General features: G+C 71.9%; 16 protein-coding genes. 12 read left to right on the top strand and 4 right to left on the bottom strand.

From position 1 onward, the window contains the following. Positions 1-8 precede the first annotated feature (8 nt). Positions 9-275, bottom strand: a complete 267-nt coding sequence (locus tag L1280_RS03095) for a hypothetical protein (protein ID WP_253580603.1) — start codon at positions 273-275, stop codon at positions 9-11. Positions 276-317: 42 nt separating this feature from the next. Between L1280_RS03095 and L1280_RS03090 the strand changes: the two genes are divergently transcribed. The 6 genes from L1280_RS03090 (at position 318) to L1280_RS03065 (ending at position 5,579) form a co-directional block, all read left to right on the top strand. Then, positions 318-617: a hypothetical protein gene (locus L1280_RS03090; RefSeq protein WP_253580602.1), complete on the top strand. Its 300-nt coding sequence runs from the start codon at positions 318-320 to the stop codon at positions 615-617. 85 nt (positions 618-702) lie between these two features. Then, positions 703-1,131, top strand: a complete 429-nt coding sequence (gene fabZ / locus L1280_RS03085; RefSeq protein WP_253580600.1) for a 3-hydroxyacyl-ACP dehydratase FabZ — start codon at positions 703-705, stop codon at positions 1,129-1,131. Positions 1,132-1,228: 97 nt separating this feature from the next. After that, positions 1,229-2,374 carry an LptF/LptG family permease gene (locus L1280_RS03080; RefSeq protein WP_253580598.1) on the top strand — a complete coding sequence of 382 codons (1,146 nt, stop codon included), beginning with the start codon at positions 1,229-1,231 and terminating at the stop codon, positions 2,372-2,374. Beyond that, on the top strand, positions 2,353-3,561 hold the full coding sequence (locus L1280_RS03075) for a glycosyltransferase (RefSeq protein ID WP_371922867.1): 1,209 nt from the start codon (positions 2,353-2,355) through the stop codon (positions 3,559-3,561). The genes L1280_RS03080 and L1280_RS03075 overlap by 22 nt, the downstream gene beginning before the upstream one ends. Next, positions 3,558-4,814: a polysaccharide deacetylase family protein gene (locus L1280_RS03070; RefSeq protein WP_253580597.1), complete on the top strand. Its 1,257-nt coding sequence runs from the start codon at positions 3,558-3,560 to the stop codon at positions 4,812-4,814. Before L1280_RS03075 ends, L1280_RS03070 begins: the two co-directional genes overlap by 4 nt. A 24-nt stretch (positions 4,815-4,838) precedes the next feature. Continuing rightward, complete coding sequence (locus tag L1280_RS03065) at positions 4,839-5,579, top strand: methyltransferase domain-containing protein (RefSeq protein ID WP_253580596.1); 741 nt, start codon at positions 4,839-4,841, stop codon at positions 5,577-5,579. A 10-nt stretch (positions 5,580-5,589) separates the two neighbouring features. Here L1280_RS03065 and L1280_RS03060 read toward each other — a convergent pair whose 3' ends face one another. Then, positions 5,590-6,129, bottom strand: a complete 540-nt coding sequence (locus L1280_RS03060; RefSeq protein WP_253580595.1) for a DUF2227 family putative metal-binding protein — start codon at positions 6,127-6,129, stop codon at positions 5,590-5,592. 269 nt (positions 6,130-6,398) lie between these two features. Between L1280_RS03060 and L1280_RS03055 the strand changes: the two genes are divergently transcribed. From L1280_RS03055 to L1280_RS03040, 4 genes are all read left to right on the top strand, one after another. Beyond that, positions 6,399-8,513: a S8 family serine peptidase gene (locus tag L1280_RS03055; RefSeq protein WP_253580594.1), complete on the top strand. Its 2,115-nt coding sequence runs from the start codon at positions 6,399-6,401 to the stop codon at positions 8,511-8,513. Positions 8,514-8,716: 203 nt separating this feature from the next. Continuing rightward, on the top strand, positions 8,717-10,294 hold the full coding sequence (locus L1280_RS03050) for an ABC transporter substrate-binding protein (protein WP_253580593.1): 1,578 nt from the start codon (positions 8,717-8,719) through the stop codon (positions 10,292-10,294). A 98-nt stretch (positions 10,295-10,392) separates the two neighbouring features. Continuing rightward, on the top strand, positions 10,393-11,430 hold the full coding sequence (locus L1280_RS03045; RefSeq protein ID WP_253580591.1) for an ABC transporter permease: 1,038 nt from the start codon (positions 10,393-10,395) through the stop codon (positions 11,428-11,430). Between the two features lie 18 nt (positions 11,431-11,448). Next, complete coding sequence (locus L1280_RS03040; RefSeq protein WP_253580590.1) at positions 11,449-12,450, top strand: ABC transporter permease; 1,002 nt, start codon at positions 11,449-11,451, stop codon at positions 12,448-12,450. 60 nt (positions 12,451-12,510) lie between these two features. Here the strand turns inward: L1280_RS03040 and L1280_RS03035 are convergent, their stop codons facing one another. Continuing rightward, positions 12,511-13,260, bottom strand: a complete 750-nt coding sequence (locus tag L1280_RS03035) for a shikimate dehydrogenase (protein WP_253580589.1) — start codon at positions 13,258-13,260, stop codon at positions 12,511-12,513. Positions 13,261-13,335: 75 nt separating this feature from the next. Next, entirely contained in the window at positions 13,336-14,520 is a 1,185-nt protein-coding gene (locus tag L1280_RS03030) for a hypothetical protein (protein ID WP_253580588.1), read from the bottom strand. Between the two features lie 183 nt (positions 14,521-14,703). Between L1280_RS03030 and recN the strand changes: the two genes are divergently transcribed. Both recN and L1280_RS03020 read left to right on the top strand, forming a co-directional pair. Continuing rightward, positions 14,704-16,386, top strand: a complete 1,683-nt coding sequence (gene recN, locus L1280_RS03025) for a DNA repair protein RecN (protein ID WP_253580587.1) — start codon at positions 14,704-14,706, stop codon at positions 16,384-16,386. Between the two features lie 203 nt (positions 16,387-16,589). Next, positions 16,590-17,672: a protease complex subunit PrcB family protein gene (locus tag L1280_RS03020; protein WP_253580586.1), complete on the top strand. Its 1,083-nt coding sequence runs from the start codon at positions 16,590-16,592 to the stop codon at positions 17,670-17,672. Positions 17,673-17,806 lie beyond the last annotated feature (134 nt).

The following is a 17,806-nucleotide window of genomic DNA, read 5'->3' as shown; positions in this document are numbered from 1 at the left end:
AAGGCGGCTCAGGGCGATGGTCGGGCGGCTTCCAGTGCCTGGGTCAGGGCTTCCTCAATGCCGCGCCCGCGCCAGGCACTCTCCACGCTCAATGCCTCGCCGCCGTCCCAGGCCAGGGCCGCACCGATCACGGAGCCGCCCGCCACGGCGAGGGCGGCCGCAGTCAGGGCCTCGTGCGGGACCTGGGGGCAGAGCCGCACGGCCGCCGCACGCAGGGCGGGCGCGAGGGGCAGGGGCGGACGGGTGACGCGGACGCGGGCGGGCAGGGTGGGCACGGGGCGGAGTGTACCGCCCCCTCTGCCCTACAATGCGCCGCGATGATGGCGCGGCAGGCGGGGAACGGTTCGGGAAAGTCGGGCACGGGACGGCGGGTGCTGGGCTGGCTGGCCGTGCTGGGGCTGACCCTGCTCACGCTGGGGGGAGCGGCCCTGACGCTGGGCGCCTTTGCCAACCTCAATCCGGCCGCCCCGCTATGGCTGCGGACGCTGGGGAGTGTCGAATCGTTGCTGAGCGGCTCGGTGGGGCTGGGAGACGTGCCGGGCTTCTGGCGGGCAGTCGGCCTGAGCGTGGTCACCAGCGTCCTGGCCGCGCTGATCGCCCTGGCCCGGCCGCGCTGAGGGGCGGCAGGTCCCGTTTGGGGCGCGTGCTACGATTGCCCCGTTTTGTCCCTGAGCACGTCGCCCAGGCCGGGAGGAACTTGTCATGGAACCCTTGCTGATTCAGAAGGTGCTGGCGACCCTGCCGCACCGCTTTCCCTTCGTGCTGGTCGACCGGGTGCTGCGGGCCGGGGAGGGCGAGGTCCACGCCCTCAAGAACGTGAGCATCGGCGAACCCTTCTTTCAGGGGCACTTTCCGCAGGAACCCGTGATGCCGGGTGTATTGATCGTGGAGGCGCTGGCACAGGCGAGCATGTTCTGCCTGCACGGGCAGCTCGAACCCGGCACGGTCGGGTATCTGGCCGGGGTGGAGGGCGCCCGTTTCAAGCGCAAAGTGATTCCGGGCGACCAGTTGCACCTGCACGCGAAGTTGGAATTCCTGCGCCGGGGCCTGGGCAAGACGACCTGCCGCGCGGAGGTGGACGGGCAGGTGGCGGCGGAGGCGACGATTCTGTTTGCGGTGGCGAAGGGGTGAGGACGCTTGTGGCCGGTCGCTTGTGGCGTGTAGAAAAAGTGTCTGTGCCGTCCACAAGCTACGTGCCACCCGCCACACGCCGCGCCAAAGGCACCCGATGACCCGCCTCACCCGCCTCGTCACCCGGGAGCTGCTGCCGCCGCTCTTGGTGGGGACGCTGCTGTTCACGGCGATCCTGAGCTTCGGGTACTTCTTCATCTCCAGCCAGTGGCTGCGGGGCGTGCCGCTGGGGCTGGTGGGGCAATGGATCGCCTACCAGGTGCCCGACACGCTGGTGAAGGTGCTGCCGATGGCCGCCGTGCTGATGACGGTGGTGGCCTTCGGGCGGATGAACACCGAGCGTGAACTGGTCGCGGTGCAGGCCGGGGGGATCAGTCTGGGGCGGGCCGCGCGGCCGGTGCTGGTGGTGGGGGCGCTGGTCACGGCGCTCGCCATCTGGCTGAGCCTGTGGGTGGCGCCCCGCGCGAACGTGGAGACGCGGGGGCTGTACTGGGACGTGTTAACGGGGACGGGCCTCGCGCGGCTGGCCGGGCAGACGCTCGACCTGCGGGGCGGGCTGACCCTTTACCTGGCCGGATACGACCACGCCACCCGGCAGATGCGTGGGGTGCGGGTGGAGCGCTGGCAAGCGGACGACCTTCGCCGGGGCACCATCATTTTCGCGGAGGGCGGCACCTTCGAAGGCAACCAGCTCAGCCTGACGGGGTATCAGGTCTTTACCGTGAACTACGCGGCGGCGGCGGAACTGGGCCGGGTGCCGGAGGATGATCCCGTGGCCTTCCGAGCGGCCGTGCAGGAGGTGTTTCCAGGGGTGATCCTGCCGGACGAACCCGGCGCGGTGCTCCACCTGGATACCGGGCGCTCGCGGCAGGAGACGTTCGCCGAGTACGCGGACGCGATTGGGGCGGATGCCGGGGGCTGGAATGAATTGACCGCCACCCTGCGCGACCCCGAGGCCACCCCCACGGAGCGGCAGGACGCCCGGATCGACCTCAACCGCAAGCTGGCGCTGCCGTTCGGGAATCTGGTGCTGGCGCTCGCGGCCCTGCCCTTTGCCCTGCGCTACGGGCGCACGCTGGGGGTGTCGCTGGGCGTGGCACTTCTCGTGGCGGTGGCGTATTACCTCGTCTTTTTCGTGGGGCTGACGGTCGCGGGAACGATGCCCACCTTCCCCGAACCCGGCGTATGGCTCGCCAATGTGCTCTTTGCCATTGTGGGGCTGTGGCTGCTGAGGCGGACGTGACGGACGGGACGCCGGAGGCGGGGCGCGGGGTGCGGGACCAGGACTCACCGCGTACCACGCCCCACGCACCGCGCCCCGAACTGCGTGCCCTGATTCTCTCCGCCTCTTTTGGAAGCGGGCACCATCAGGCGAACGGGGCGCTGGACGCGGCGCTGCGGGCGGCAGGCGTCCGGCTCCAGGCGCGGCACGCGGACTTTCTGACCTACGTGAACCCGGTCGAGCGGGCGGTCACGGCGGGCACCTACGCGGCGTGGCTGCGGTACGCGCCGGGGATGTACCGGGCGTTCTACGACTGGACGGACCGGGAGAGCGAACCGCGGGCGCTGACGGGCACCTTCGGATGGCTGGGCCTGCGGGGGATGCTGCGGGATGTGCGCGAGGTGCGGCCTGAGCTGGTCGTGAGTTCGTACCCCACGCCCGTCGCGCTGGCGCACACGGCGCGGCGGCGGCTGGGGGCGGCGTTCCTGAACGCGCTGGTGGTCACCGACTACCGCATCCACCACCACTGGGCGCGGCCCGAGGCCGAGCTGCTGATGGTGGCGACCGAGGAGGCGCAGGAGCAGATGAACCGCTGGCGCCTTCCGCCAGAGCGGGTGACGGTCACGGGCATTCCCATCGCCCCGGCGTTCCGGGCGCTGGTGGGGGCCGACCGGGGGGCGCTGCGGGAGAGGCACGGCCTGCGGCCCGACCAACCCGTCGTGCTGGTGTCGGGCGGGGGGACGGGCAGCTACCGGGCGCTGGGGCCGCTGCTGAACGAACTCGCGGGGCTGGGGCGCCCGGTGCAGGTGCTCGTGCTGGCCGGGGCGCGGGAGCGGGGCGTGCGGCGCTTCGGTGGCGCGACCATTCACGGGCTGGGGTTCCGCGAGGATTTCCCGGAACTGCTGGCCGCCTCCGACCTCGTGGTGGGCAAGGCGGGCGGGCTGACGGTGGCGGAGGCGACGGCGCTGGGCGTGCCGCTGGTGGTCCACGACCCCATTCCGGGGCAGGAAGAACACAACGCCGACTACCTCGTGCGGCACGGGGCCGCGCTGTGGCCGCGCACGCGGGCGGAGGTGCGGGGGGCGGTGCTGCGGGCGCTGGACGAAGGCGAACACGCCCGCCTGAGCGCGAACGCCCGCGCGGTCAGCGTGCCCGACGCCGCCGACCGGGTGGCGGCGGCGCTGCTGCGGGCGCTGGGGCGGGGATGAAGCGGCGGACTTGGGTGGCGCTGGGGCTGCTCGCCTACATCGGCCTTCCCTATCTGCTGGTGCAGCGGTTGGGGCTGGGGCTGATCCGGGAGGGGCGGCAGGGGGAACGGGTGGTGGCCCTCACCTTCGACGACGGCCCCGACCCGCGCACGACGCCCGGGGTGCTGGACGCGCTGCGGGAGGCCGGGGCGCGGGCCACCTTCTTCGTGATGGCGGGGCGGGCTGAGGCGTACCCAGAGCTGGTTGCACGGATACTGGCGGAGGGGCACGAGGTCGGGGCACACGGGGCACGGCACCGCCATGCCTGGGGGCGCTCGCCGTGGGGAGGGTGGCGCGACCCCGGCGAGGCGGCGCGGCGGGTGGCCGGGGTGGTGGGGCGCCCGGTGCGGCTGCACCGCCCCCCGCACGGCGGTTACACGCTGGCGACCGTGCTGGGGCAGCGGGCGGCGGGCCTGACCGGGGCGCACTGGAGCGTGGAGGGCCAGGACTGGCACCCCGACTCCACCCCGGAGGGCCTGCGCTCGCGGCTGGGGGCACGCGTGCGGCCCGGCGCGGTGGTCGTGCTGCACGACGCGGGGCCGGGGGCGCGGGTGACCGGGCTGGGGCTGCCGGGCCTGCTCGCCGACCTGCGGGCGCGGGGCTACCGGATGGTGCCGGTGGGCGAGCTGGAGGGGGCATCTCCCCTGACCCCCGCCGACCTCCCCCGGCGGGTGATGGGCGGGCTGGACGCGCTGCTCGACCGCCTGGGCGGGGTGCGGTACGCGGGGGGGCGGGCCGACGGCCTCTTCCGGGTGGGCCGGGTGCGCTTTCCGCTGGCAGGGGTGCGGCTGGCCGATGGAACGCCGGTTCCGCGCGGCACGCCCGCCGCCGAGTTCCACGTCAACAACCCGCTGATGGTGGACCTCGGTCTGCGCCGCAGCGTGCGCCTCGCCCGTGAGGACTTTCGGGACGTGGCCCGCGACCTCGTGACCCGCCCGGAGTTGCGGGACGCGGAGGTAGTCTTCTGCCTGAGTGCGCTCTCGCCGCTGCTCGCCACGCTGGGCTTCGAGACGCACGACCTCCCGGCCACCACCGCCCGCCGCCTGCACCTGTGGGCCAACCTGCTGCGCCGCGCCTACGGCAGCCCGCCGGACGCGCCCGAACCGAAGCTCAGCGTGATGGGGCGGGCGGCGTTCCTGGAGCGGTACGGGACGGCGGCGAGTGGCGAGTGGGCAGTGGGGAGTGGAAAAGAGGCCCCGTCTACTCACCACTGACCACTTCCCACTACCCTCTTTTCCGTGAACTACGACGACCTCGCCGACCTCTACGACCGCCAGTACGACCTCTACCGCGACGACCTGCACTTTTACGCGGGGGTGGCTGAGCGGGCCGGGGGACCGGTGCTGGAGGTGGGGGCGGGGACCGGGCGGGTGACCACCTTCCTCGCGCGGCGCGGGGTGGACGTGACCGGGCTGGAGCCCAGCGCCCGGATGCTGGAGCGAGCGCGAGCACGGGCGCAGGAGCAGGGGCTGACGGTCGAGTTCGTGCAGGGGGACGCGCAGAGCGTGCGGCTGGACCGCCGCTTCGCGCTGATTCTCGCGCCCTTCAACGCGCTGATGCACCTCTACACGCCCGCCGAGCAACTCGCGGCGCTGGAAAACCTCCGCGCCCACCTCGCGCCGGGCGGGGCCTTCGCCTTCGACCTGTACGTGCCGCGCTACGGCGAGATGAACACCCTGCGGCACGAGGGCGAGACCTTCCACGGGCCGGACGGCTCGCGCACGGACGTGTTTCTGGTGCAGCGGCACGACCGGGTGCGGCAGCATGTGACGACCGAGTACCACGTGGACACCACTGCCGTGGGCGGCCTGCTGCGGCGGCGGCATTTCACGCTGACCCAGCGGTACTACACCCGCTACGAGGTCGAGTGGCTCTTGCGCTGCGCGGGCTTCGAGGCGCCGCGCGTGACCGGAAGCTTTCAGGGCGGCCCGCTGGAGGAGGCGAGCGAGGTGATGGTGTTCCAGACGCGGGCGCGGTGAGGGCGGCTCCTCAGCGGGACCGGGCGGCCCGCTTGCGCCCCCCCACCTTCCGCCGCACCTGCCGCCAGCCGTGCCCCGGCCACACGCCGTCCGCCACGAGATGCAGCCATTGGCTGAGGTAGTAGCCCAGCACGAAGGGCAGCACCACCTTCAGGCTGACCGGCTGCGGCACCCGTGGCAGCGTCGCCTCCGGCCACACAAAGCGCACGATGCCGAGGAGCAGCAACCCCCACAACCCCAGGTACACCAGCCGGGTCAGCGGTCCCAGCAGCCAGGTGTGCGAGAGGCCCCGGTGCCGGAACAGCCAGCCGTAGGGCACCCACAGCACCCCTAAGACACCCCAGCGCCGCTTGGAATCCACCCCCCCGCCGTCCGCGAGGTCGAGGTCGGGCGAGAGCAGGAGGGTCCCGGCGAAGAAGGCGAGGGAGAAGTTGAGCGCCTGCACGGGCGTCACAGTGAGGAGATCCTGCCGCGTGGCGATCAGGGCACCGGCCGCGAGGACCGAGTACGCCGCGATGTTGATGAGGTTGTGAACACGTCCGCTGGGCACGGGGGACATTCTGGCGCCTGGCGCGGCGGGCGCCACTGCGCTGCACAGGGATACGATGGCCGTCCACTCCGTTCTCGAGCCAGGAGTGGGCCGTCAGGGGACTTCCTTTCCCGGCAACCGTGGTGTTCCTGCTCGCGCTGCGGCGCCGCTCGGCCAGTCCGCTCGGGTTAACCAGGGAGCCCAACTGCTGGGCCGGAATCCATATAACCGGCGGAATGTCGGTTCGTCTTCATTCGGGCGTCAGGTCAGCAGGGCATCATGCGGCATTCATGAACCGTCTTGCCCTCCTGTTTCCGGCCGCCCTGTTGCTCGCCGCGTGCAGCACGCTTCCTGCCCCCGCGCCCGTGCCGACGCCGACCCCGCTGCCCGCACCCGGCCCCTCCCCTCTGGCCGACCGCACGCTGGACCTGGGCACGGCCCTGACGCTGGGCACCGAAGCCCCTTTCACGGGCACCTCCTGGCGGGTGGAGGACACTCCGGCGTGGCTGACGGTCTCGCCCTCATCGGGGACCGGAGCGCTCAACGTGCAGGTGCGGGCCAACCGGGCGCTGGGGACGCCGGTGAAGGCCGATCAGGCGCGGCTGACCGGGGAGGTGAAGATTGCCTGGCAGGCGGGCGAGCGGTCGGGCACCGCGACCTGGACCGTCACGGCCGATCAGTACGTGCTGACGGGCCGGGTGACCGACCCCACGCGGGTGCAGGGGGGGGACGTGGGCACCGCCCCGGCAGAGGATACCGACCCCGCCGAGGTCCGCAGCGTGATCGTGAAGTACCGTTCGGCGGCGGCGCAGGCGCTCGCCCTGGGGAGGGGCGTGACCGCGCAGGACGCCGCGCTGGCGAGTACCCGCGCGGCGCTGACCGAGGCGGCTCCGCAAGCCCGGCACGACCTGGGTGGGCGGCGGGCCGAACTCGTGACGGATGACGTGGCGGGCACGCTGGCCGCGCTCCGCCGGGACCCCAACGTCGAATACGCGGTGCCCAACGCCGTGCTGCGGGCACAGGCCACCGCCGCCCCGCTGGAGCCCACGGACGAATACGCGGGACTCCAGTGGGCCTACCGCCTGCTGGGGTACCGGGCGGTGTGGCGCGACATGGAGTCGGGCGGCTACACCCGGCCCGTCACGGTGGCGGTCGTGGACTCGGGCGTGCGCTACGACCACCCCGACCTCGCCGGAGCGCTGCTGGGGCCAGATCAAGGGGCGCTCGACGTGCTGGCCTTCGTGCCTGCCGACCAGAAAGGGGCCTACGACAACGGTGACGGGGACGGACCCGACCGTGACCCCAGCGACCCCGGCACCCCCGCCCGCCGGGGAGGCAGCCACGGCACCCACGTCAGCGGCATCATCGCGGCCCGCTGGGGCACGACCGAGCCGTTCCCCGGTTGTGCCGCGTGCAGCACCAGCGGGGTGGCGGGGGCGGCCTACAAGGCGCCCGTGAAGGTGCTGCCCATCCGCGCGATCGACGCGCAGGGCAACACCGAGGTGTCGGATGTGGTCAGCGCGGTGCGCTACGCGGCGGGGCTGCCCGTCACGCTGGGGGGTCAGACCTACCGGCTGGACCGTCCGGTCCCGGTCATCAACCTCAGCCTGGGGGGCGACATCTCGGCGAGCCAGGCGGCGCCGCTGTGCGAGGCGGTCGCGGAGGCGACGGCGGCCGGAACACTGGTCTTCGCGGCGGCAGGCAACGGGTACGGTACCACTCCCTACTATCCCGCCGCCTGCGAGGGCGCGGTGGCGGTGGGGGCGGTGACCCTCTCCGGCGCGAGTGCCCCGCTGCGGGCAAGCTACTCCAACCAGTACCCGGCGGTGCAGCTCGCCGCCCCCGGTGGGGTGGACCTAACGGGGGCGACCTACCACAACGGCGGGCAACTGAACGGCAAGGCCTATGCGGACGTGATCCTCTCGACCGACTGGGACTACGGCAAGAACCAGCCCACCTATATGGGGCAGGCCGGGACGAGTCAGGCCACTCCACAGGTGAGTGCGCTCGCCGCGCTGCTGCTCAGTAAGGGCGTGACGCAGGGCCGCGACGACACCCTCGCGCGGCTCACCGCGACCGCCACCGACCTGGGCGCGAAGGGGCGCGACGAGGCCTTCGGGTACGGGATGGTCAATGCGGCCGCGGCGCTGAACGCTCCGGCGGTGAGTGACACGCTGGGGCTGCGGCTGTGGGACACGCGGGGCCTGGCCTACCAGCCCGCGCTCGACGCGCTGGGGCGCTTTACCGCCTACCTGCCCGACGGCACCTTCCGGGCGCTGGCGGGCCGCGACCGCGACGGCAACGGCATCTACGGCGAGGCGCACGAGCCGGGAGTCGAGCGGGACGCCGAACTGGGGCCGGAGCGGACGCGGGCGGAACTGGGGGAGCTGACGCTGGTGCCCTGAACGGAAGGGGCCACCCCGATTCGCTGGCCCTGGGCGCGGAACTTCCCGTTCTGGGGTCGGGCCGCCTGGGTCCTCTGTGACCTGCTTGACACTCTGGGCGCCGCCCCCTACCCTGAGCGCACGTTCAGAGCTTGAGCTGCCGTTCATCTTCCCCGCCCGGCCCGCCGTGGGCCGAGAGGGGGTGGCGGCGTCCCGGAGGGTTCATGAAAAAACTGCTGCTGACTGCCCTGCTCACCACGCTGCCCACCGCCGGGGCCGCGACCCTCGTCTACGGGGCCAACGGCGACCCCGTCAGCCTGGAGCCGGGCAACATCACCGACGGCATCAGCATCCTGGTGCAGCACCAGATCTACGACACGTTGGTGGGCTTCAAAGACGGCACCACCGACCCCGAACCCGGCCTCGCCACCAAATGGAGCAGCAACGCGAACGCGACAAGCTGGACCTTCACCCTGCGGCCGAATGTCAAGTTCCACGACGGCACCGCCTTTAATGCTGACGCTGTGGTGTACAACTTCAGCCGCTGGTGGGACCCCAAGCATCCCCAGGGCTTCCGCAACCAGGGCCGCACCTTCGAGATCTGGGGCCAGCTCCTGGGCGGCTACAAGGGTGACGCCACTTCGGTCGTGAAGAACATCGTCAAGGTGAACAACACCACCGTGCGCTTCGACCTGAACAAGCCGTCGAGCGTGTTCCCGGAGGTGATTGGCGCCGGGTACTTCGGCATCGCCAGCCCTGCGGCGATCAAAAAGGACGGGGCCAAGTACGGTACCCCGGCCAGCAAGCCCATCGGCACCGGCCCCTTCGTCTTCCAGAGCTGGCGCACCGGCGACCGCGTGACCCTGGCGCCCAACAAGAGCTACTGGGGCAGCAAGGCCAAGGTGGACGGCCTGATCATCCGCTCGATCAAGGACGCCTCGCAGCGGCTCAACGAGCTGAAGGCGGGCACCATCGACTTCACGTCCGACCTCACGCCCGACGCGCTGAAGTCGGTGCAGGCGGACCGCAACCTCGTGGCGGTCAAGAAGCCCTCCTTCAACGTGGGTTTCCTGAGCCTGAACAACCGCAACCAGTACATCAAGAACGACAAGGTGCGCGAGGCCATCTCGATGGCGATCAACCGCAAGGCCATCGTGGACGCCTTCTGGAACGGGCTGGGCGTCAGCAACGCCAGCTTCCTGCCGCCCGTGCTGGCCTGGGCCAACTCCAAGGACGTGCCCGGCGCCTACCGGTTCGACCCGGCCGCCGCCAAGAAGATGCTGGCCGACGCGGGCTACCCGAACGGCTTCTCGCTGGACCTGTGGTACATGCCGGTCAGCCGCCCGTACTTCCCCACGCCCAAGCCCATCGCCGAGGCCATCGCCGCCGACCTCAGCGCCATCGGCATCAAGGTGAACCTCAAGACCGAGGACTGGGCCAAGTACCTCGAGGACCGCAACAAGGAACCCGGCTTCGACATGTACATGATCGGCTGGACCGGGGACTACGGTGACCCCGACAACTTCTACGGGGCGTACTACGGCCCGACCGCCAGCGACGACATCAACTGGAATCCGCCCGAACTCCAGCGCCTGCTCGAGCAGGGCCGTGCCGCCGTGGGCCGCACCGCCAAGGCCCGCGTGTACTCGCAACTGCATGAACTCACCTACAAGGCGAACTACCGCCTCCCGATGGTGCACAGTCAGCCGCTGGCGGCCGCCCGCACCTACGTCAAGGGGTGGGTGCCCAGCCCGCTGGGCAGCGAGGCCTTCAACAACATCTCGCTGGTGGGCAAGCGCTGAGCCGCAACTTTTAACGGGGAGGGGGTGCGGGGCCGCGGGCAGAGTCGGAAAGCCCGCCCCGCGCCCTCTTCCTTGAGCACGAGAGAGGAGCCGACATCTTGGGCAGTTACGTGATTCGCCGCCTGCTGCGGACCCTGCTGGTCATCATCGGAATCAGCGTGGTGGTGTTCGCCTTCGTGCGGTCCATTCCCGGCGATCCGGCCACCGCGCTGCTGGGCGAGCGGGCCACCCCGGAAGCGGCGGCGGCCCTGCGCGAGCAACTGGGGCTGAACAAGCCGTGGTTCATCAACCTGGGCAACCCCGGCAATCCGCTGGACGCGCAGTACCCGCGCTACGTGGCCGGGCTGCTCCGGGGGGACCTGGGCAGCGGCCTGAAAAGCAATATCCCGGTGCGGGACGAACTCGCCTCGCGCTTTCCGGCAACCGCCGAGCTGAGCGTCGCGGCGCTGCTGTTCGCCCTCCTGATCGGCCTGCCCGCCGGGATCGTGGCGGCTCTGCGGCGCAACAGCGTGTGGGACAACGTGGCGACCACGGTCAGTCTGGTGGGCGTCAGCATGCCGGTGTTCTGGCTGGGGCTGCTGCTGTCGTACTTCTTCGCGGTGAAGCTGGGGTGGCTGCCGCCCTCGGCGCGGCTGGGCAACGAGACGGTGCTGGAGCCGATCACGGGCTTCTACGTGCTTGACGCCCTCTTGCGGGGGCAGCCCGCCGCCGCCTGGGACGCCATCCGACACCTGATTCTGCCCGCGATTGCCCTGGGGACCATCCCGCTGGCGATCATCGCCCGCATCACGCGCTCCAGCCTGCTGGAAGTGCTGGGGCAGGACTACGTGCGGACCGCGCGGGCCAAGGGCCTCGCACCCCGTCACGTGACCATCAAGCACGCGCTGCGCAACGCCCTGCTGCCGGTCGTCACCGTGATCGGCTTGCAGGCGGGGGCGCTGCTGGGCGGCGCGGTGCTCACCGAGACGATCTTTTCCTGGCCGGGGCTGGGATCGTGGCTCTACGACGCGATCAGCCTGCGCGACTACCCGGTCATTCAGGGCGGGGTGATCTTCGCCGCACTCGTCGTCAGCGTGGTCAACCTGCTGGTGGACCTCAGCTACGCGGCGCTGGACCCCCGCATTCAATACCAGTGACGGCCCCATGAGGTACCTATGACCACCCTCTTCCCTCCCCGCGCCGCTGCCAAACGGCCCCCCAGCATCTTCTGGCGGCGCTTCCGCCGCTCCACACCCGGCAAGGTGGGGGCGGTGATTGTGGCCGTGTTCGTGCTGCTGGCGCTGCTGGCGCCTGTCATTCAGCCCTACGACCCCACCACCGACCGCGACTACCGCCTCAACCTCAAGCCGCCCTCGGTGGCCGCGCTGTGGAACCCCGAAGTCGCCGAGGAGTACCGCGACCCGGTCACCGGGCAGGTCAACGTCTGGAAGGCCCCCTTCGGCACCGACAACCTGGGGCGCTCGGTCGCCACCCGCGTGTTGCACGGGGCGCAGCTCAGCCTGAAGGTGGGCGTGGTCAGCACGGTCCTCGCCCTGATCGTGGGCACGCTGCTGGGCGTGCTGTCGGGCTATTTCGGCGGCTGGCTGGACACCGTGACGGGGTATCTCAGCGACGTGATGCTGGCCTTTCCGTCCATCCTGCTCGCCATCGGGTTCGCCAGCATCTTTTCCAGCGACACGCCACCCCTGCCCATCACAGCGCTCGACCGCCTCTTCGCGCTGAACAGCCCGCAGCTTGTCACGGCGATGCTGGCGGTGTCGCTGGTGCAGGTGCCCGTCTACATGCGCCTGGCCCGCGCGGTGGTCCTGAGCGTGCGCGAGCGCGAGTTCGTGCAGGCGGCGGGGGCGCTGGGGGCCTCGCAGGGGCGGATGGTCTTCCGGCACGTGCTGCCCAACAGCCTCTCGCCGCTGATCGTGCAGGGGGCGCTGAGCATCGCCACCGCCACCATCGAGGTCGCCGCGCTGGGCTTCCTGGGCATCGGGGCGCAGCCGCCGCTGCCCGAATGGGGCACCATGATCAGCGACTCGCGGCAGTACTACGTGGACGCGCCGTGGACGATGGTTTTTCCGGGCCTCGCCATCTTCCTGACGGTGCTGGGCTTCAACCTGCTTGGGGACGGATTGCGGGACGTGCTGGACCCCAGAAGTACCCAGTAACAGCCAAGGAGAGGGGGCAGAGGGCCGGGAGACATCCCACCCTCTGCCCCCTTCCCGTGTTCAGGCCAGCGCCGCCGCGAGGTCTGTCACATCTTCTGGGCGGTAGCGCTGCCCGGTGGCGTGCAGGAGCTGGCGCACCAGCCGCAGCTCGGGCAACCGGGTGAGGTCCAGCCGCGCCGCGCCGCTGCTCCCGGTACTCGCCTGCCCGGTGAGGTCCACCAGGGTGTGGTAGGGCTGGAGGAGGCCGGGGGGGACGGGGCCGCCCGTCAGCACGATCAGGTCGGCCCGCTCGGAAAGGGAGGCGAGGGCCGAGTCGCGCCGCCCCACGGGAAAGGCACGGACCCCGGCGGGCACGTCGCGGGCGAAGCGCTCGGCTTCGGGGTACGAGTCGGCCACGATGCCCACGTTGCCGAAGCCCAGACGCAGCAGCGGCAGGGCGCGGGCGAGGTCGGCCCCCGAGCCCAGCAGCAGGGCGTCCGCGCCGCGGGCCGCGTACCCGCTTCCCTCCACCGCGTCCATGAGCGCGTCCGCGAGGGCGTAGGTGCCGTGCGCTTCCCTTCCGAAAGCCACCGCGTCCACCCGCCCCACCCGGCGGGCGTCGGGGTCGGGGTCCACGTGTCCGGCAAGGGCCACCTCGCGCGAGGGGTGCACGAGCGCCCCCACGAAGCGCAGGGTGCGGCAGGCGTCCAGCACGGCGGCAGGGTCGTCGTCGGGCACGGGGACGGCGAGCAGTCCGGCCTCCCGCAGGGCGCGGGCGGCGTCGGTGGAATACCCGATCAGGGCCAGGGGAGCGTCGCTGGGAGAGCGCATCGGGGCGCAGTCTACCGCCCGGCGTGGAAAGGGCGCCGCCTCCGGTTGGGGGCAGCGCCGCAGGAGTGAAAGGGTTCAGTTCTGGCGCTTCTGGTCGCCCTGTTTCGAGCCGTCGCCCTGGGTCGCGCCGCTCACGGCGGCCGAGTCGGGCGCGGGCGAGCCGCCCCAGGTCGCGCCGCTGGTGCCCGCGTCGGCCGGAGCCGTCGCCGTGCCCGCCGCCGCTTGGCTGGTGGCCGCGTCGGTCGCCGGGGCAGCCGGGGCGCTGGCCGGTGCCGAGGCAGGCTTGGCGGGCGACGGGGCGGGCTTGGACTCGTCGAGGCTTTCGAGCCACATGGAGCCGATCACGTTGCGGGCGTCGCGGCTGACCTTGTGCAGGCGCTCGGCGGCCTCGGGGCTGACGCCTTCGACGGCCTTGAGGATGCCCTGACGCGCGGCGGGCACGCGGGCCAGCACAATCGCGCCGCCGACGAGAGCGATCAGCAGGGTGGTCCCGCTCAGACCGCCCCCGGCCTCAGCTTCCTGGCGGTGGTCTTGGCGGGCGCGGCCCCTGGCGTTCTTGCCTTCCTTTTCCAGGCGGGCGAGTTCACGGCTGACCTGCTTGTTCAGGGGAGCGATGCGCTTTTCCACCTCGCGTTCCAGGCGGGCCTGGTCCCAATCGCGGCGGGCAGACTTCAGTTCGCGCTCGGCCTCGCGGCGGGCGCGGGTGAGGCGGCGTTCGGCGTCCCGGCGGGCACCCTGCGCTTCGCGGCCCGCCTTGGCGAGCGCCTTTTCTCCCTCCCGGCGGGCCTCGCTCGCCTCGCGGGCGAGCTGGTGGCGGGCGCCCTGGGCGAGGTGGGCGGCGCCCTCGCGGCCCTCCTCGGCGAGTTCGGCGGCGGCGTGGGTCAGGTCGGCGGCCTTGTGGGCCACAGTGCTCGCGGCGGCCCCGGCAACCTCCTGCACGGTTTCGAGCAGGCTGTGGGCGCGGCCCGGCGCCTCCTCGCGCAGGGTCTGCACCGCCCCTGCGCTCTTCTGGACGGCGGTCTGGGCGACCTGCGAGGCCTGCTCAGCGGCGGTGGCGAGCGCGGGTTTGACGGTTTCCTCCAGCGTGTGCCCGGCGGCGGCGGCGAGCCCCTTGGTGCCACCCAAAACCCGCTGGCGGGTGTTCGTGTTCAGGGCCGCGGCCGCGAGGCCGCCGAGCAGCAGCAGGTTGAGGATGCCCAGGGTGGTCTGATCCTTGGAGGAGGGCGCCTCACGGTCCTGGCGCGAAAGTTGGTTGTTCATCGGGAACTCCTTTCGTCTTCCGGGGGGCGGCGGGAAGGCCGCGCGGGAAAACCTTGCGGCCCCATTGTGGGCGCCGCGCCGTGGGGGAGTGTGGGGCGAACGTAACGCGGGTTTCATGTTCGGTCCCCGCTTGGGCAATCAGGCCCCACTCTGCCCCCGGCCCCACGCTCTAGACTCGGGGGCGTGACCCGCAAGGCCCGCACCCCCCAGGTTGCCCCCGTGCCCGCCGCGCGGGAGGCGTCCGTTTCCTCATCAGCGCCCATCCTGCCGCTGCTCAGCCGCTTGGAGGTGCGGCACCTCGCCACCATCCGCGACCTCTCGCTGGAGCTGCGCCCCGGCTTTTCGGCCTTCACCGGCGAGACAGGCGCGGGCAAGAGCATCATCGTGGACGCGCTGGGGCTGCTGCTGGGCACCCGCGCGAATGCCGACCTGATTCGCACGGGCGAGGAGAGCCTGCTGGTGTCGGGGTTCTGGGACGAGGGCGGCGACGAGTTCAGCGCCAGCCGCCGGGTGACCACCGGAGGGCGCGGCACCGCCCGGCTGGACGGTGAGCCGGTCAGCGTGCGCGAGTTGGGGGAGTGGTCAGGGCAGCGCCTGACGATCCACTGGCAGCACAGCGCGGTGACGCTGCTCAGCCCGGCGCGGCAGCGGGCGCTGCTCGACCGCCAGGTGCCCGGCGAGGCGGCAGCCTACGCGGGGGCGTACCGGGCCTGGACCGAGGCCCGCGCCCGGCTCGAGGCCCTGCGGGCGGGCGAGCGCGAGCGGGCGCGGCAGCTCGACCTGCTGGCCTTTCAGGTGCGCGAGATCGCGGAAGTGTCGCCCCAACCCGGCGAGGAGGAGCCGCTGACGGCCGAACTCACCCGGCTCTCGAACCTCGAGACCATCGCGCAGGGAGCGGCGGGAGCGCTGGAACTGCTCTCGGAGGGTGAGACGACCGCCGCCGGACTGATCGCGGAGGCGGTCAAAGCCCTGAACGCGGGCGCGAAGTACGACGAGACGAGCGCCCAGCTTCAGCGTGACCTGAGAGAAGCACTCGACGCCGTGCAGGCGGTCGTGGGCGAGTTGCGCGGGGTGGCCGAGGACAGCGCCCCCGACCCCGAGGAACTCGCGCGGGTGGAGGGCCGCCTCTCGGCGCTGGGCAAGCTGCGGGCCAAGTACGGCCCCACCCTGGAGGACGTGCTGGCCTTCCACGGGGAGGCGGAAGCCGACCTGAACCGCCTGACGCGCGACGAGCAGGATGCGGGCAGCCTGGAGGCGGAGGTGGAGCGGCTGCACGCGCAGGCCGTCCGCGAGGGCGAGGCGCTGGACCGGGCACGGGCGAAGGTGGCGGGGCCGCTCGCCGCCCGGCTGGTCGCGGTGATCCGCGAGCTGGGGATGCCGCACGCCCGACTGGAGTTCCGCCTCTCGCCGCTGGCCGCGCCCGGCCCGTCGGGGCTGAGCGACGTGGCCCTCTATTTCACCGCCAACCCCGGCGAGGACCTCGGCCCGCTCGCGGACGTGGCCTCGGGCGGTGAGCTGTCGCGGGTGATGCTCGCCATCTCCACCGTGCTGGGGGCCGACACGCCCACCGTGGTCTTCGATGAGGTGGACGCCGGGATCGGTGGGGCGGCCGCGCTGGCGGTGGCAGGGCAGCTCGCGGGGCTGGCGGGGGGACGGCAGGTGCTGGTGGTCACCCACCTCGCGCAGATCGCGGCCCGCGCCGACCACCACTACAAGGTGGAAAAGCGGGTCGAAGGCGGGCGCACGGTGAGCCACGTCCGCCTGCTCACCGAAGACGAGCGGCTGGAGGAGATCGCCCGGATGCTCAGCGGGAACACCTCGGAAGTCGCCCTCTCGCACGCCCGCGAGCTGCTCTCGCATGGCTGATACGAGTTCCGATTGAACAGCTTTTGTAACTGTTCAATCCGAGCGGAGCGAGCAGGAAAAAACGGTTGCCGGGAAAGGAGTTCTCAAACCGGGAGAGCGCCGATTTGAGAACGGATTGGACGGAAACCGTAGAACGGGCAGGTGGGGACTTGGTCAAGGTGGCCTTCAGTCCTCGGTCAGACGCGGCCCATAAGCTGAGCGTCATGAAGAAGACGATGATGGGTGCCGCCCTGCTCGGCGCGGGCCTGCTGGCGGGCTGCACGATGACCGGCCCCGGTTCGCTGCGGGTGCATGAGGTGTCGCTCTACGGCGGCACCCAGGAGCGGATCGTGTGGGTGTACGGGGCGCTGGAGGGCGGCCGGGGCAGCGTCAAGATAGGCGGCACGGCCCTCGACCTGCGCCCCCAGATCAGCGATCCCCTCGCCCTGCCGGGGACCCTCAGCGTGAACGGGGCGGCGACCTACCGCATGCCGACCTCGACCGTGACACCCAAGCTGGTGGTGACGCGGGACACGCTGGGACGCTTCTCTGTTCCGGTCAACGAGGCGCGGGCCACGGTGTACTTCACTGACGGGCGCACCTGGACCCGGCTGAACGGGGCTGCCGGGGCCAACCTCACCGCCCTGCCGGTGAGCGGGCTGCGCGGCGCAGGCGAACTGACCGACGCCGAGGCCGACGTGCTCTCGCGGGCGCTGACCGGACAGGGGCCGCTCGCGGTGACGGTGCTGCCGGAGACCGGGGTGCCCGACCCCCGCCTGACGGTGGAACCGGCCCCCGCCGAGTACCGCCGCACGGCGCTCTACATCCAATCCGGGGTGCCGACCCTGGCCGCCCAGCCCGGTACCCCGGCAGCGCCCCCCACCGCCGGAGGCCGCGTGACCGTCACCGAACTCGCCAGCGGGACCAACGCCGCCCAGAACAGCCCGGCCGTGCAGCTCGCCACCTCGCAGAGCGCCCTGAATGCCCTGTACCGGGTCGCTTACGGCAACCAGACGGGCGTCCCCGGCGTTCCGGGGCTCCGAGCCGGGGAAACGGTGGTCGGCGTCTTTCTGGGACAGCGGCCCACCGGCGGCTACGGCGTCCGGGTAACTGGCGCCAGCGTGCAGGGCGGCAGCCTGACCCTCACGGTGGAGGTGCGGGCACCGGGACCAGGGGCCATCACCACCCAGGCGCTCACGAGTCCCTGGACCCTGGTTCGGGTGCCGGGCGTGTTCCAGAGCGTGCAGCTTGTCGACGCCTCCGGACGGCCGGTTCAGCTCGGCGGCGCGGGCGGCCAGACACGCTGACCCCTGCCCCTTCCCGACCCCACCCGTCCCGGCGAGTGGGGTGTCTGCTGGCCACTGGCCGCGGGAACTGGCGACTCGCCCGCCGTCCCCCTTGGCTGGACTGAAAGCGAGAAGGGCTGCTGTTTCCGGGCATG

This window comes from Deinococcus sp. HSC-46F16, assembly GCF_024171495.1.
GTDB lineage: Bacteria > Deinococcota > Deinococci > Deinococcales > Deinococcaceae > Deinococcus.
This window is presented reverse-complemented; position numbering and strand designations above follow the sequence as displayed.